Annotated in this window: 13 protein-coding genes; 5 read left to right on the forward strand and 8 right to left on the reverse strand. The window is 39.5% G+C overall.

What is annotated here, in order from left to right:
* The first annotated feature begins 310 nt into the window (after positions 1 to 310).
* The 3 genes from ftsH2 (at position 311) to VB620_RS01080 (ending at position 6,480) form a co-directional block, all read left to right on the forward strand.
* The gene (gene ftsH2, locus VB620_RS01070) at positions 311 to 2,197 is read left to right on the forward strand and encodes an ATP-dependent zinc metalloprotease FtsH2 (RefSeq protein ID WP_323194269.1); all 1,887 of its coding nucleotides are present in this window, start codon (positions 311 to 313) and stop codon (positions 2,195 to 2,197) included.
* Positions 2,198 to 2,466: 269 nt separating this feature from the next.
* Complete coding sequence (locus tag VB620_RS01075) at positions 2,467 to 5,709, forward strand: type ISP restriction/modification enzyme (RefSeq protein ID WP_407674172.1); 3,243 nt, start codon at positions 2,467 to 2,469, stop codon at positions 5,707 to 5,709.
* A 207-nt stretch (positions 5,710 to 5,916) separates the two neighbouring features.
* Complete coding sequence (locus VB620_RS01080) at positions 5,917 to 6,480, forward strand: Uma2 family endonuclease (RefSeq protein ID WP_323194271.1); 564 nt, start codon at positions 5,917 to 5,919, stop codon at positions 6,478 to 6,480.
* Positions 6,481 to 6,546: 66 nt separating this feature from the next.
* Here VB620_RS01080 and VB620_RS01085 read toward each other — a convergent pair whose 3' ends face one another.
* Entirely contained in the window at positions 6,547 to 7,857 is a 1,311-nt protein-coding gene (locus tag VB620_RS01085; RefSeq protein ID WP_323194272.1) for an aminopeptidase P N-terminal domain-containing protein, read from the reverse strand.
* A 521-nt stretch (positions 7,858 to 8,378) separates the two neighbouring features.
* On the opposite strand from VB620_RS01085, the gene VB620_RS01090 reads away from it, so the two are divergent.
* Positions 8,379 to 9,617, forward strand: coding sequence for an FG-GAP repeat domain-containing protein (locus tag VB620_RS01090; protein WP_323194273.1), 1,239 nt, complete (start codon positions 8,379 to 8,381; stop codon positions 9,615 to 9,617).
* Between the two features lie 167 nt (positions 9,618 to 9,784).
* Here the strand turns inward: VB620_RS01090 and VB620_RS01095 are convergent, their stop codons facing one another.
* The 7 genes from VB620_RS01095 to VB620_RS01125 all read right to left on the reverse strand — a co-directional run bounded on the left by VB620_RS01095 (position 9,785) and on the right by VB620_RS01125 (position 14,727).
* Positions 9,785 to 10,561, reverse strand: a complete 777-nt coding sequence (locus VB620_RS01095) for an MBL fold metallo-hydrolase (protein ID WP_323194274.1) — start codon at positions 10,559 to 10,561, stop codon at positions 9,785 to 9,787.
* 3 nt (positions 10,562 to 10,564) lie between these two features.
* Positions 10,565 to 11,164: an anthranilate synthase component II gene (locus VB620_RS01100; RefSeq protein WP_323194275.1), complete on the reverse strand. Its 600-nt coding sequence runs from the start codon at positions 11,162 to 11,164 to the stop codon at positions 10,565 to 10,567.
* A 101-nt stretch (positions 11,165 to 11,265) separates the two neighbouring features.
* A complete protein-coding gene (locus VB620_RS01105) occupies positions 11,266 to 11,721 on the reverse strand; it encodes a diacylglycerol kinase family protein (protein ID WP_323194276.1) in 456 nt (151 codons plus the stop codon).
* Positions 11,722 to 11,851: 130 nt separating this feature from the next.
* Positions 11,852 to 12,379: an rRNA maturation RNase YbeY gene (gene ybeY, locus VB620_RS01110; protein WP_323194277.1), complete on the reverse strand. Its 528-nt coding sequence runs from the start codon at positions 12,377 to 12,379 to the stop codon at positions 11,852 to 11,854.
* A 42-nt stretch (positions 12,380 to 12,421) separates the two neighbouring features.
* A complete protein-coding gene (locus tag VB620_RS01115; RefSeq protein WP_323194278.1) occupies positions 12,422 to 12,574 on the reverse strand; it encodes a DUF3285 domain-containing protein in 153 nt (50 codons plus the stop codon).
* A 181-nt stretch (positions 12,575 to 12,755) separates the two neighbouring features.
* Positions 12,756 to 13,878 (reverse strand): peptide chain release factor 2 gene (gene prfB, locus VB620_RS01120; protein ID WP_323194279.1). Its coding sequence is split into 2 segments (ribosomal slippage): positions 12,756 to 13,805 and positions 13,807 to 13,878, totalling 1,122 coding nucleotides; the frame shifts between segments, so codons are not numbered across the junction.
* Positions 13,879 to 13,998: 120 nt separating this feature from the next.
* Positions 13,999 to 14,727 (reverse strand): Bax inhibitor-1/YccA family protein, encoded by a 729-nt coding sequence (locus VB620_RS01125; RefSeq protein WP_323194280.1) that lies wholly within the window; start codon positions 14,725 to 14,727, stop codon positions 13,999 to 14,001.
* A gap of 402 nt (positions 14,728 to 15,129) precedes the next feature.
* Here VB620_RS01125 and VB620_RS01130 point away from each other — a divergent pair, with 402 nt between their 5' ends.
* A complete protein-coding gene (locus tag VB620_RS01130; RefSeq protein WP_323194281.1) occupies positions 15,130 to 15,915 on the forward strand; it encodes an RNA polymerase sigma factor SigF in 786 nt (261 codons plus the stop codon).
* Positions 15,916 to 15,961 lie beyond the last annotated feature (46 nt).

Below are 15,961 nucleotides of genomic sequence, written 5' to 3' on the forward strand. Positions count from 1 at the left end.
ATTCTCCACTCAGTCCTCATAAAATTTTTAGGTGGTCTAGAAATCCTGCAATAACCGTGATATATGGGTTGTGGTAGTTTTATATGTCCTTTTGTTGCCGGAGTTCCTTCCCGTCTTGTGCAAAGTTGTATTAAAATTAAGTTAACTTTAATTAAGATACTTTTTGACATCGCCGTCAGGCCCTTATGGCGATAGCGATTTAGGATCAAAGATCAAATTAAACAAAATGGCACACCTATCTAGTGACAGGTGATCAGATCATCGGTTGCTAGAGACGGTTAATTGTATTGGCATCTAGAGGCAAATTAAAATGAAATTCTCCTGGAGAGTCGCGGTACTCTGGACATTGCCTGCTTTGGTAATTGGCTTTTTCTTCTGGCAAGGGGCGTTTGCTGGCGCTCCTGCTGACATGAGTAGAAATACAGCTAATACCCGCATGACTTATGGTCGCTTTCTGGAATACTTGGACGCTAACCGTGTTACCAGTGTGGATCTATATGAAGGCGGCAGAACGGCAATTGTCGAAGCTAACGATCAAGATATCGAAGATCGTGTGCAACGGTGGCGGGTGGATCTGCCAATTAATTCTCCTGAGTTAATTACCAAGCTCAAAGAAAAAAACATTAGTTTTGATGCCCACCCCATGCGTAATGATGGCGCTATTTGGGGACTGTTGGGGAATCTAATTTTTCCAATTTTATTGATTACTGGATTGTTCTTTTTGTTCCGTCGCTCTAGTAATATGCCCGGTGGCCCTGGTCAAGCGATGAACTTTGGCAAATCTAAAGCTCGTTTCCAAATGGAAGCCAAAACCGGAGTCAAATTTGACGACGTAGCAGGTATTGAAGAAGCTAAAGAAGAACTACAAGAAGTTGTAACTTTCCTAAAACAGCCAGAAAAGTTTACGGCTGTAGGCGCACGTATTCCTAAAGGAGTGTTGTTAATTGGCCCTCCAGGAACTGGTAAAACTTTACTAGCTAAAGCAATCTCCGGTGAAGCTGGTGTACCTTTCTTCAGCATTTCCGGTTCAGAATTTGTGGAAATGTTCGTCGGTGTGGGTGCTTCCCGTGTCCGCGATTTGTTCAAGAAAGCTAAAGATAACGCTCCCTGTATCATCTTTATTGATGAAATTGACGCTGTGGGTCGCCAACGGGGTGCTGGTATTGGTGGCGGTAATGATGAAAGAGAGCAAACCCTCAACCAATTGCTCACCGAGATGGATGGCTTTGAAGGCAACACCGGCATTATTATTATTGCTGCTACCAACCGTCCTGATGTCCTAGACTCAGCATTGTTGCGTCCTGGTCGTTTTGACCGCCAAGTAACTGTGGATGCACCGGATATTAAAGGACGTTTGGAAGTTTTACAAGTCCACTCTCGGAATAAGAAACTTGATCCTAGTGTATCTTTAGATGCGATCGCCCGCCGGACTCCTGGTTTCACAGGTGCAGATTTAGCTAACTTACTCAACGAAGCCGCAATTCTCACCGCTAGAAGGCGCAAAGAAAGCATCACCATCCACGAAATTGATGATGCAGTGGATAGAGTAGTTGCAGGTATGGAAGGTACTCCATTGGTAGACAGCAAAAGCAAGCGCTTGATTGCTTACCATGAAGTCGGACACGCTTTAGTCGGGACTTTGTTAAAAGAACATGACCCCGTACAAAAAGTTACCCTCATCCCCAGGGGACAAGCACAAGGTTTAACTTGGTTTACTCCCAACGAAGAACAAGGATTAATTTCTCGTTCTCAACTCAAAGCCAGAATTACAGGGGCCTTGGGTGGACGCGCGGCGGAAGAAGTGGTATTTGGTGCGGCGGAAGTCACAACTGGCGCAGGTGGAGACTTGCAGCAGTTATCAGGAATGGCTCGCCAAATGGTCACCCGCTTTGGGATGTCTGACTTAGGACCTTTATCGCTGGAAAGCCAACAGGGTGAAGTCTTCTTGGGTCGTGATTGGACAACCCGTTCTGAGTATTCTGAATCCATTGCGGCTCGCATTGATGCTCAAGTCCGCGAAATTGTAGAAAAGTGTTACGACAACGCTAAACAAATTATGCGTGATCATCGTACTGTCTGCGATCGCCTAGTAGATTTGCTCATTGAAAAAGAAACCATTGACGGCGAAGAATTCCGCCAAATTGTCGCTGAGTACGCTGAATTACCTGAAAAAAATCAGTTTGTACCACAACTGTAAGATTTTGAATTGAATTTGAGATGAATGGGGATGGTTGATACCATCCCTATTTTTTTTACTAATAACTAATCAATTAAACACATCTGTTTCAAGTGAGGTACAAGCAGTAGGGTGTGTTAGCGCAGCGTAACGCACCATTCTTAAGGCTTTGGTGCGTTACTACTAACGATAAATTAATAAATCAAATAGGATTGGCTATATAATAGTTTATTCGTACTTTAAAATAATTACTCTGAATTATTACAGATAATCATCATGTCCTCATAGCCATGACAGAATTTACCAACTATATCCAAGACCTAGAAACAAACATTAAACGCGGTGGAGAACGCAGTCATTACCCCAGTTTACAACGACTGATTAAAGGTTTAATGATTGGAATTAATGCCGGAATTGAAGAAAAAGGAAATCAAGAAGGTACTCCTGATTTTACCATCAGAAAAAATGACAGACTTTTAGGACATATAGAAGCTAAAGATATTAATGTTGATTTAGATAAAACCGAAAAAACAGAACAACTCAAACGTTATTTAGAATCAAACATTGGTTATAACTTGATTTTAACTAATTATCTCGAATTTCGTTGGTATGTAGATGGAGAATGTGAAAAAACTGCTCAACTAGCTCATTTAGAACAAGGTGAAATTATCCTAGTTGATGATTTACAACCCATTGAAGAATTACTGCAATTATTTCTCGATCAAAAAGCCAAAGATATTAATAACTATTATGATTTGGCTCAACAAATGGCAGATTATACTAAAACTATTAGAACTGCTATTTTCTTATCTTTGGAAAAAGAAACATCCACAGAACAATTACATCAATTAAAAGAAACATTTAAACAAATATTGATTCTGGATATAGATAATCAAAGCTTTGCTGATATGTATGCTCAAACCATAGCTTATGGTTTATTTACCGCTAGAATTGGTCATGCGAAAAACCCTGGAGAATTTGTATTTAACCGCACAACAGCCAGTATTTATATTAGTGATAGAATCCCTTTTTTAAAAGGTTTGTTTGATATAGTTATTGCTACTGATAGCGTTAGCAAAATTCATAAGTCAATTGAAAATTTAGTAGAGTTACTAAATACAGTTGACATGACCAATATTTTAGAAACCTTTGGACAAGAAACCCGGACAGAAGACCCAGTTATTCACTTTTATGAAACATTTTTAGCAGCTTATGAAGCTAAATTAAGAAAAAGTCGCGGAGTTTATTACACTCCTGAACCTGTAGTTAATTTTATAGTTCGTGTTGTTAATGATATTTTAGAAAATGAAGACATTTTTGATTTACAATATGGTTTAGGAAATCGCAAAGTAACTATTCTTGACCCCGCAACAGGTACAGGAACATTTTTATATGCAGTTATTAAACAAATTCGAGATAATGTTGCTAAATATGGAATTGATAAATGGAATAATTTTTTAAGAGATGCGAAACTTGTAAATCGTCTCTTTGGTTTTGAGTTATTGATGACTCCTTATACCATAGCACATTTAAAATTAGGTTTATTATTAGGAGATTTAGGTTATAAATTTTCCCCAGATGAAAGATTAAAAGTTTATTTAACAAATGCGTTGGAGGAAGGAATAAAACAAGGTGATTTAATTCCTGGTATTACCCAAATTATTGCGGAAGAGTCAAGTCAAGCGGGAAAAGTGAAAACAGAAGTTCCGGTAATGGTGGTATTAGGAAATCCTCCTTATTCTGTTAGTTCGCAAAATGCGAGTAAACGCAAAAGAATCTTAAATCAAGATGAGAAATATTTAGCTGATGTTGAATATACTGGTTCAGCTTGGAATAAGAAATATAAAACTGGGAAAGCTGGTAAAACTATTACTGAGTTAACCCATATTGGCGAACTTTTAGAATTATATAAAGGTCGAGTTAGGTTAGAAAAAGAAAAGAATATTCAACCTTTAGATGATGATTATATTAAATTTATTCGTTTTGCTCAATATCAAATTCAAAAAACGCCCAAAGGGTATGGTATTATTGGCTTTATTACTAATCATTCCTATCTCAATGGTTTAATTCATCGGGGAATGAGAGAGGAATTATTAAAGTATTTCGATACATTATATATAATGGATTTGCATGGTAATTCTTTATTAAAAGAAACTACACCAGAAGGAAATGTTGATCAAAATGTTTTTGATATTCAGCAAGGAGTAGCAATTTTGATTGCTGTGCGGGAAAAAAGCGAACCTGATTATTTTTCTACTGCTTATAAATCCAGAGATGGTGTGAAGGAAATGGCGAAGGTGTTATATTATGATCTCTGGGGAAGTCGTGAAGAAAAATATAGGTTTTTGGAATCTGCTAGTTTAAATAATCTTGACTGGATAGAGTTACAACCAACAGCACCTAATTACTTTTTTACACCGAAAGATTTTGATTTAGCAACGGAATATAATCAAGGTTGGAGTGTTACAGATATTTTTCCTGTAAATTCAACAGGAATCAAAACTCATCGAGATCATTTTGTTATAGATTTTGAATTTGAACAACTGTCTAAAAGAATAGGCGATTTTAGAGATTTAAGTATCACAGATGAAAATATATCTCATATTTATAATCTGCGAGATACTCGTGATTGGAAAATTACTGCTAAAAGAAAATCACTATTCCATAGTCAAGACTGGAAATATTATTTTACTACTTGTCTATATCGTCCTTTTGATACAAGATTTTATTATCACCACCAAGATGTTGTAGAACTTCCTAAAAAAGAAGTTATGGATAATATTTTCCAAAAAGATAACTTAGCTTTGGTTTGTATGCGTCAAGTAGCTTTAAATGATACATATAATCATTTTATGGTTTCTGATTGTATTGTAGATAATCGTGCTTTTTACAGCAATAAAGGAACAATGACTTTAGCACCTCTTTATATCTACCCTAATATAGAAAATAAACAAACTAATCTTTTCATAGAAAAAACTCCTAACCTATCCCCCAAATTTTTAGAAGCTATAAAAAACAAACTTGGTAAAACACTAAACCCAGAAAAAATATTTTATTATGCTTATGCTATTTTTCATAGTCCCACCTATCGCAGTAGATACGCTGAATTTCTGAAGATTGATTTTCCGCGTCTTCCTTTAATCAGTAACCGGGAATTATTTAACTCATTAGCTGAAAAAGGAGAAGAATTAGTCAATTTACATTTAATGAAATCTACCACGCTGAATAATTTAATTACCACATTTGCAAATCAGGGAAATAATCAAGTTACTGAAGTTACCTATAATTCAGAATTGCAAAGAGTATATATCAATAAACAGAGTTATTTTACAGATATTGCTCAACATATTTGGGAATTTAAAATAGGTGGATATCAAGTATTAGATAAATGGTTGAAAGATAGAAAAAATGCTCATCGGCTATTGTCTGATGATGAAATTATTCATTATCAAAAAATCGTTGTTGCTTTAACAGAAACTTTGAGCTTAATGCAAGAAATTGATAGTTTAATTCCTGGGTTTCCCATAGAATAATATGTTTTACAACAACCCCACCCCCAACCCCCTCCCCGCAAGCGAGGAGGGGGCTATGATTTACCTCATCTGATTAGTAACTGCTATATATATTGGGATAGTTTTGTCTTTACTGCTACTATCCAGAAGAGGAATTACAGGAAATCACAGGCTGAATCAGGTCAGGTGTATAGTAGATGAAAGAATCATTGGGAGGAATCAATCGTCATGAATGTGATTGTGGCTAAGTGGACGCTTGACGAATATCACAGCATGATTGACTCTGGTATTTTAGATGACCGCAAGGTGGAATTACTGGAAGGAGAAATTGTTGAAATGTCGCCAGAAGGAGAACCCCATGCTTATTGTAGTGATGAAGGTGGTGAATATTTAGCAAAATTATTGGGTAGTCGCGCTAAAATTCGTCAAGCTAAACCCATTACTTTACCCAACGACTCGGAACCGGAACCAGATATAGCCATTGTCCAACTTTTGGGACGGGAGTATCGAGAACATCATCCCTATCCAGAAAATATTTACTGGTTAATTGAGTATGCTAATTCTAGTTTAGATAAAGACTTGGAATTAAAACCCAAAATTTACGCCGCAGCAGGTATTTTAGAATATTGGGTTGTAAATCTCAAAAAGTTCCATTTAGTGGTGTTTAGAGACATCCTAGATGGAGAATATGCGACAAAACAAACCTTGAGTACCGGAACAATTCAACCTCTCGCTTTTCCAGATATTTCTATTTCTGTGGAACAAATATGCGATCGCACTGAAATCAGTTAACAGTGAACAGTTAACAGTTAACAAGTTATCCCTCTTAACTGATAACTGTAAACTATCCCATTGATTTTATCTTTCTACATCCGCAACTTCCTTGGGAACCCCAGCTGTTAAGACTTCATGACCTGTAGGTGTGACTAAAACATCATCTTCAATGCGAATCCCAATCCCTACCCAGCGCGGGTCTGTTTCTGGTTGGTCTTCTGCTAGTTTGGTATCTGGGACAATATAAAGTCCTGGTTCCACTGTTAGCACTTGACCGGGTTGTAAAATCTGCGGTTTATCTTCGCCATGTTGGTAAACACCCACATCATGGACATCCAAACCTAACCAATGACTGGTGCGGTGCATATAATAGGGTTTATATTTTGCTTCTGCAATTAACTGATCAATTTCGCCTTTAAGGATGCAAATTTCTACTAAACCCTCAGTGATAACTCTGACTGCTGCGTCGTGTACAGAGTTAAAAGTATTACCGGGTTTCACTTGGGCGATCGCCTGTTTTTGCGCCTCTAAAACAATCTCATATAATGTTTTTTGCTCTGGTGTAAACTTACCACCTACGGGAAATGTCCTGGTAATATCAGAGTTGTAATAACCATAAGCACAACCAGCATCAATCAGCAGTAATTCCTGATCCTGCATTTGTCGATGATTTTCGATGTAATGTAATACACAGGCATTTGCACCAGAAGCCACAATGGAAGGATAAGCTGGCCCCATCCCACCCCGCAACCTGAAAATATGTTCTATTTCCGCCTGGATTTCGTATTCATAACGTCCGGGTGCTGTAACTTCCATCGCGCGTTTATGTGCCTCCACAGCGATGTTTGCGGCTTGGCGCATCAAGTTTAATTCCCCTTCGCTTTTAACTAATCTCATGGTGCTGAGAATAATTCCAGGATCTTCAATACCTTTGGGACCTGTACCTCGCCTGGGATAAGTCCGGAGTAAACTTTGGTAATGTCTGAGGATAGTATCATTAAAATTGCGATCGCGTCCTAAATGATAGAATATGCGATCGGCTTTTTCCAAATACTGGGGCAATTTTTCATCAAGTTCAGCAATAGGGTAAGCTGCATCTGCACCATACATTTCCTTCGCTGCATCCACCCCACAAAGATAACCAGTCCAAACTTCCTTTTCTCGATCCTTTGGTTGCACAAACAACACAAACTGATGTTCTGGATGGTGTGGCGCTAATACTGCAACTGTTTGAGGTTCATTAAACCCAGTCAAATAGAAAAAATCACTATCTTGACGATAAGTGTATTCGACATCGTTGTGCATCACCGCCATTGGCGCACTGCAAAAAATAGCAGTACCATTACCAATTTTTGCCATTAACTGTTCACGACGCTGCTGATATTCTGCTTGCATAGCTAATCAAATTTTAGATTTTAGTATTATTCTACACTTTAGACAAATGTAGACTGGATAAAGTTTTTCCTAACTACAATTATTTTAGCCAATATTTATCTAATTAATCAGATATAAACCCACAATATAAGTACAAATTAATTTATATTTATCCGTGGTTAATTAACTCTTGTATTGACCGGATTGAGGATAAAAAAGCCATGTTTACCTCTAAATTTATTCATAATTATAATAAAGTCATGAAATCTAAATATCTATTTTTCATGATAATCAGGTTAGAAACACTAATTACATTGTCAACAAAGCCTGATATTAGTTTATTTTTAAGGTCAAATTTATTTAAAAAAAGGATATTTTAATGCCATTTTCAATAAAATCAAAATTGTATATAAAGACTGACATTTATAAAAACAAAATGTTTATAATAAAATCTTTAAATCTCAACAAATGTTTTTTAAGTACAGAAACTCATCTAATTAAAAAGATAAAACTTGTAGGACAACAAGTCATAAAAATACACTATGTTTGGGCAGCAAAATTCTTCGGGATTTCAGGAAACAATAAAGAGTTCATTTGATGAATCTTTGGCAAAATCAGCATTTTTAGTATCTGATTCTTCCCCAGAATTAAATACTACTTTACCCGCGAGTAGTAGTTCCTCACCATTAAACAATATACCAGCACTGCCAAGTCTATTTCAAGGAGCTAACCCCAACCCTAATCCTTACCTAACTAGTGCAGCAATTGTCCCAGATTTTAACGGTAATGGCAAAGCAGATAAGCTGTGGGTAAATGCTCAAACAGGTGAAATCATTGTGCGGCTGATGGATGGCGCAACAGTGATGGAAGAGGCTTCACTAGGTCAATTTGACCTATCATCCATGACTTACGAAATTGCCGACTTCAATGGTGATGGTAAGACTGACTTCTTGTTACGTAATCAGGCAACAGGAGACAATCGCATTGTACTAATGGATGGTACAAGAGTTGCTAATACAATTGCCCTAGAAACAGTTGATTCTAATTGGACAGCTCAAATTGGCGATTTCAACGGCGATCGCAAAACCGATATTTTCTGGAATAATGGTCAAACAGGCCAAAATGCCATTTGGACAATGGATGGTACTACAGTAGTTGATGCAGCCATTGTAGACACCACAGAGACAGCCTATGCTCCCACCGTCGTTGACTTCAGTGGTGATGGCAAAAGCGATATATTCTGGCGCAATACAGAAACCGGTGAAAACAAAGTTTGGTTAATGAATGGTACTAGCAAAACCGAACTGGGGCTACAATCCCAAGAAGTTGGCTGGGACTTCAGCCTGGGTGATTTCAACGGTGACTTAACCACCGACCTATTGTGGCGCAATGCAGAAACCGGTGAGAACAAGGTTTGGACAATGAACGGTATTTTTGTCACCGAAGCCACACTAGCAACCCTAGACTCATCCTGGACATCTCAGATTGGTGACTTCAATGGTGATGGTAAAACTGATATCTTCTGGCGCAATCAAGTAAGTGGTGAAAACACAGCTTGGTTAATGGATGGAACAACAGTCACTACCGAAGCTTTCTTACCCAGCAATGATACTGCATTGATGCCATCATTCGGTGACTTCAATGGTGATGGCAGAACCGACATCTACTGGCGTGATGGACAAACAGGTGTAGACCGAGTTTGGACAATGAATGGCACAACTGCAACTGAGTCTTTTGTTCCCGAAGAAAATAGACTTGGTGGAGAATGGTTAACTGCCTAAGATTATCAGTTAACAGTTATCAGTTATCAGTTATCAGTCATCAGTTATCAGTTATCAGTCAAGAGACATCACATAACTGAAAGTCCATTAGTTTTAGGCATAAGGTGTCAGGTCTAAATCCCCCACCTTATGCCTTCTTTACTGTTCACTGATTTAATTAATTTCCCCTATTTTGCGGAAAATTTGTAGGTCAAAAGCTGAATTTCACTACTTTCCGGGAGATTACTGGAGTTCAGGGTAATCGTATCCGTATTACTACGACGTACAGTCATGCCCTGCATCAAACCAAGAAATTCATCCACTGGCGAAATATCACATACAGCATCATCAGCAGCTTCTGTGCGGTAGTGAGTCGGAATCACCAATTTAGGATTTAATACCCTAGTCGCGGCTTGGGCTTCTTCGGCATTATACGCTTTATCACTACCTCCCACTGGAATTAGCGCCACATCTGGGCGACCCATGAGGATTCTCTGTTCAGTAGAAATAGGTGCAGCAGCGCCCCCTAAATGCAGGATATTAATTCCCCCCTGCTGCCAACTCCAAGCAGTATTTCTCCCAAATTGCCTACCACCTTTGCGGTCATGGTCTATGGCAACTCCCTGTAACTTAATACCTTGAAACTCGTAAGCACCAGGTGCATATACTAGTTTAGGGTTTCCTGGGAGTCCATCCACCGCACCTTCATCTAGTAATTGACTGCTAATCATCACTAAATCAGCCTCAACTTGTGGTGGACGATAGCCAGCTGTACAGCCAATCGTCTGAAATGGATTGACGAGAATTCTCACCCCGCTACCAGTAAATAGAAAGCAAGTATGACCCAACCACTTGACTGATAAACCGCTTGATTGTGCGTCAGCTTTCAGGTGGGAACTCAAGTTAGTAACCAACGCTGTGACTAACCCCGCCCCAGCATAGCCTATCAATTGTCGTCGTTTCATCTGTTACTCTCTCGATTCTAATTCTTCCAGAAAGTTGCGTAATAACTGCTTACCTGAAGATGTTAAAACACTCTCTGGATGAAACTGGACTCCTTGGATATGAGGATAGTTCCGGTGTCGCACGCCCATAATCGTGCCATCTTCCACCCACGCAGTAATTTCTAACACTTCTGGGCAGGTGTCACGGTCAATGACTAGACTATGATATCTGGTGGCGACCATCGGATTTTCTAATCCTCGGAAAACACCTAAGCCAGAGTGAGACACCTGAGAAGTTTTACCATGCATCAAATCTGTGGCCGAAACGATTTTACCACCAAACACTTGACCAATGCTTTGATGCCCCAAACAGACACCTAAAATCGGGAGGTTGTGACCTAGCTGTTTAATTACATCTTGAGAGATACCAGCATTTTCTGGACGACCAGGCCCAGGAGAAATGACTACAAGATGAGGATTTAAAGCTCGAATTTCCTCTACTGTGATCTTGTCGTTACGAAAAACTTTAATATCTGATGCTACAGGGAACTCTGGTGCTAATTCTCCGAAATACTGCACCAAGTTATATGTAAAACTATCATAATTATCAATGACTATAATCAAAACCTATAACTCCTGGTTTGTATCACCACTATATAGTCATTAATTATTGAACATTATGAAGACATCTACACAATCTAGTTTGAGTGGGATAACAAGTAAACCTAGAACTTGGACATGATGAGAATCACCAGAGGCGGTAACAAGAGCATACCCGCAACTAGTACAGCTACCAAGGCGGACACCAGCACAGCACCAGCAGCACAATCTTTGGCAACTTTTGCCAATTCATGGTAGGTCTGCTTTACGGTTAAGTCTACAAGGGATTCGATGGCTGTATTCAGTAATTCCAATGCCAACACTAAACCACTGGTGATACCGATGATGGCGATTTCTACTGCTTGCAGATGTAAGAAAAGGCTTAAGGCGATCGCCAAAGCACATACACTCAAATGAATACGAAAATTACGCTGAGTATGAAAACTATAGCTGATTCCAGCCCAAGCATATTTAAAGCTAATAAATAAATTAGAGGCAACTTGCCAAGAAAATTCCCTTTCCTTACTGATTAGCGTTGGTAAGCAGTTTGGTGTTGGGGAAGGAGATATTTGTGGGGACATAAGCCTAAAAATAGGATAATAGGGTAATTACAGAAGAATTTCACAGATTTTCCGATTTTCTTATCATGCAATCAATCTTAAAGCAATTTTCTACAGAAATATTATAAACATTTACTGACATCAAGAATCTTTAATATTCTATGTCAATATCAATACTAATTTTTTTCAGTAAAATTACTTGCTGTTGAATCATTTGCATTAACTGCTCTTCATCTGGATGATCCCAACCCAACAGATGCAGCAGCCCGTGGGCAGCTAACCAAGCTAATTCTGTAGGCAAAGTATGTCCTTGCTGTACAGCTTGACGTTGAGCCGTATTTATCGAAATTACAATATCACCTAGATACAAAGGCGCTCCCACCATTTCCGGAATGTCAGGAAAATCTACCTCTAACGCCGCAAAAGATAAAACATCTGTTGGTTTATCTTGATCACGATATTGAGCATTCAATGACTGAACTTCCGCATCATCTGTTAATCGCAGCCCAATTTCATAAATTGGGGCTGGTGGAATATCCGGCTCTAAAGTTTCCAACCAGCACTGGAACCAGTCTTCCCATGTTTCTGGACTAACCCGCGTCTCTTCATCCCCAGCATTTATAGCTGTTTTTGAGGATGATTCATAAAACAAATCCTGCACATCTAATTCAACTTGCACCAGTTATCAAATCTCCTCACATCTGGGGATTTTAATTTGTTTTTAGCGAGTCAGGTAAGCCAAACCCACTAACACAGCTAAAAGCCCTACAGAAGTGAGGGCAAAATGCTTGATGGAAGTGCCTCCCTTTCGCACCATGTTTCGCATGGCAAGTTTGACATAGCTAGGTTTAGTTTCTGTGGGGGAGTTGCTCATAATAATTTGATTACAAAACTTTTGTAGATAATATAAATCTAACAGTTTCTCAGGGGTTAGATGGCCATTTTGGTGATTTTGGGGGAGAAGAGACTATTAATTTCCTACTCCCCCGATTACTGAGCAACTTGTACTGAGCGCAGTCGAAGTAAGTCGAAGTAAGTCGAATTAACTCCCTTGCCTAAGCAGGAGTATTTTCTACTAGCTGGCTTTCTTGCCGTAGATAGCCTTGAATAAACAAATCAAGGTCCCCATCCATGACATCAGAAATGGCCGTGGTTTCCACGTTTGTCCGCAAATCCTTCACCATTTGGTAAGGATGAAACACATAGTTACGAATTTGGTTTCCCCAAGAAGCTTCCACCATATCACCTCTAATTTCGGCCACTTCTTGGGCTTTTTGCTCCCTGGCAATTACCAGCAGTTTAGCCTTGAGGCGGGCGAGGGCTTTATCTTTATTTTGTAGCTGGGAGCGTTCTTCTGTACACCTAACGGCAACACCAGTGGGGATGTGAACAATTCGCACTGCTGTTTCCACTTTGTTAACGTTTTGCCCACCTTTACCACCAGCCCTGGATGTAGTAATTTCCAAATCCTTGTCAGGAATATCCAGTTGCACGGAGTTATCTAACTGGGGCATAATTTCTACACCAGCAAAACTGGTTTGCCGCTTACCGTTGGCATTAAAAGGTGAGATGCGTACTAAGCGATGTGTGCCTGTTTCCGATCGCAGATAACCATAGGCGTAACGACCAGTAATTTCCAGCGTTGCTGATTTAATCCCAGCTTCATCACCCTCTGATTCTTCGGCTAAAGTAACTTTGTAGCCGTGGTCTTCTGCCCACCGGGTGTACATCCGCATCAACATAAAAGCCCAGTCTTGAGCATCTGTGCCACCAGCACCAGCATTAATTGTGAGTAATGCCCCTTCAGCATCATAGGGTTCAGAAAGTAACTGTTGTAATTCCCACTGGTCAAGTTCACGATTGAGCTTTGTGACTGTAGATTCCGCTTCTTGCAATAGTGCAGCGTCGGTTTCTAACTCCAATAGCTCAAAAACTGCTTTGGTGTCTTCCAGATTAGAACGCCATTGCTGATATTGCTGGAGGTGGGCTTTGAGTTCGTTCAGTTCTTGCAGCGTTTTTTGTGCTTGATTTTGATCGTTCCAAAATTCTGGCTGTGCTGCTATTTGTTCTAAATCGTTAATTTTGGCATTGAGTGCAGGTATGTCAAAGATAGTCCTGGGCTTTACCCAGACGACCGGACAATATTTCGATTTCGCGCTTGAGTTCTAATACTTCCATAGTGCTTGCTAAAGAAGGTCAATTAATTATTGTAGTATAAAATTCTCATTCTTGATCTTATTAAAAAAAACCGTGGCTACTTTATGTGAACCACGGTTGACTATTAATTTTTATGGGTGCTTAGTCACGACCGTTGATGGCAATTAGCAAGCGCAAGATAAAGACAAATAGATTGATATAGGTGAGGTACATAGATAAGGCAGCAGGTAGATATTGATCATCTCTATAACTACGGGGCAAGATGTAGAAATCAACTACAGATACGCCGACAAATAGGAAAACTCCTAAACCTGAGATACCAATTTCTAACCAACTGGGGGTGTAAATACCAAACAGAGCAAATGCAAATTGGGCTAGACAAACTACAACTAAGGCAATTACACCTAAACTGATAGTTTTGGTCAAAGCCATGCCATCTTCTTCGGAGAGGTTGGAACCAATTTGGCGGGCGACAATAAAAGTAACGCCACAACCAAGGGCTGCTAAACCAATGCCTTGAATGCCAACACCTTGGGTTCGTAAGGCCAGGAATACCAAGCCACTGAGGGTATATCCCGATAATAGACCGTAGGTTGCTAGTAGTGGTAGTGCTAAGGTTTTGTTACCTTTTTCGGCAACATTTCGGGCAACAAAGAACAGAATTAATTCCACAATCATTGCACCGATGAAGGTGGGAAAGAAAATACTGGGGTTGGTACGAATGACGTTCAGACCGCCATAGGTTCCCACTGCTGTGAGTACAAGACCTCCGCCCACATAGGGTAGGGCGTTGGCAATGACGTTGGGGCCAATGAGGGCATGAGTTTTAGCCTCTTGTATGGCGTTACGGAAGTTGCTGGAATTGCTCATAGGTGATTTTTTTTGAAATTTATATCGGCTTTAGTTCCATTTTTACCAATTTTTATGCTGAACGACCAAAATTCAGATCAACTGAGGATGGGACTCAGGTGGAAATATGGCTATTGTGTTAGGTATTGATTTTTCAGGATAAATAGCTAGATGGTTTGGCAAAAATGACATATTTTTTTTGGGATTAATCATCAAGCGTAGGAAAACATAGCTTTCAACAGATGAAAATACAAAAAAATACGTATAAATACTGATTACGCACGTAGATATTTTCGTAATTTCAGTAAAACGACGATGGTTTATTCAGCCTTGACTAAGGAAAATAATGACAGATTAAAAGGCAGTATACGCAGCTCCATTTTCTGAAAAAAAAAGGAGTTCTAAAAAAGGAATTTCTATATTATGGCCACAGGTGAGTCCTCTATGCGAATTGATGGTATGGAGTTATTGCACTTATACCACCAAAATCCTTCTATTAAACTTCGTAATCAACTGGTGCAGTTACATACTGGCTTGGTGAGAAAGATAGCTCATAAGTTCAGCTATCAATGTCATGAGCCTTATGAAGATTTAGAGCAAATCGGTTATTTTGGGCTAATTAGGGCAATTGAACGCTTCGACCCTAGTCAAGGATATGCATTTAGTTCTTTTGCTGTGCCATATATTCGTGGTGAGATGCTGCACTTTTTACGCGATCGCAGTAGTCTATTAAAAATCCCTCGCCGTTGGCAAGAACTGTACAACGAAGGGCAAAGAGTTCGCAAGGAATTATCAGTTACCTTGGGTCGCTCTCCCAGAGATGCAGAAATTGCGGAACATCTCCAAGTATCTGTGCAGGAATGGCAAGAAACGAAGTTGGCGGCGCAAAATCGGATGCCTTTAAGTTTAGATGCTACCGCAGTTCATTATGTAGATTGCCACGTTACCCTGGGTGAGGCGCTTCCTTGTCCTCGTTCTACTGCGCTACGCCAACAAGATGAAGAACGACAACAACTCCAAGGGGCTATTAATATGTTAGAGGACAAGCCTCGGATGGCTGTGGAAATGGTATTTTTAAAGGAACTGTCTCGCAAGGATGCGGCGAAGAAGATTGGTACTAGTCCCATGACGGTGACGCGATATTTGCAAAAAGGTATTCAGGATCTTATTTGCTATCTACAACCGCAAACAGTACCCACTGGATCTTGAAAAATGTTTTTATGAGAAGGGAACAGGGAACAGGGAGATATTTCGG

This window comes from Nodularia harveyana UHCC-0300 (genome assembly GCF_034931085.1).
Taxonomy (GTDB): Bacteria; Cyanobacteriota; Cyanobacteriia; order Cyanobacteriales; family Nostocaceae; genus Nodularia; species Nodularia harveyana.

Excerpts from the sequence above, each read along its gene's own strand:
- ftsH2 (WP_323194269.1), top strand. The coding sequence starts at position 311 with ATGAAATTCTCCTGGAGAGTCGCGGTACTCTGGACATTGCCTGCTTTG.
- VB620_RS01075 (WP_407674172.1), top strand. The coding sequence starts at position 2,467 with ATGACAGAATTTACCAACTATATCCAAGACCTAGAAACAAACATTAAA.
- VB620_RS01080 (WP_323194271.1), top strand. The coding sequence starts at position 5,917 with ATGAATGTGATTGTGGCTAAGTGGACGCTTGACGAATATCACAGCATG.
- VB620_RS01085 (WP_323194272.1), bottom strand. The coding sequence starts at position 7,857 with ATGCAAGCAGAATATCAGCAGCGTCGTGAACAGTTAATGGCAAAAATT.
- VB620_RS01090 (WP_323194273.1), top strand. The coding sequence starts at position 8,379 with ATGTTTGGGCAGCAAAATTCTTCGGGATTTCAGGAAACAATAAAGAGT.
- VB620_RS01095 (WP_323194274.1), bottom strand. The coding sequence starts at position 10,561 with ATGAAACGACGACAATTGATAGGCTATGCTGGGGCGGGGTTAGTCACA.
- VB620_RS01105 (WP_323194276.1), bottom strand. The coding sequence starts at position 11,721 with ATGTCCCCACAAATATCTCCTTCCCCAACACCAAACTGCTTACCAACG.
- VB620_RS01115 (WP_323194278.1), bottom strand. The coding sequence starts at position 12,574 with ATGAGCAACTCCCCCACAGAAACTAAACCTAGCTATGTCAAACTTGCC.
- VB620_RS01125 (WP_323194280.1), bottom strand. The coding sequence starts at position 14,727 with ATGAGCAATTCCAGCAACTTCCGTAACGCCATACAAGAGGCTAAAACT.
- VB620_RS01130 (WP_323194281.1), top strand. The coding sequence starts at position 15,130 with ATGGCCACAGGTGAGTCCTCTATGCGAATTGATGGTATGGAGTTATTG.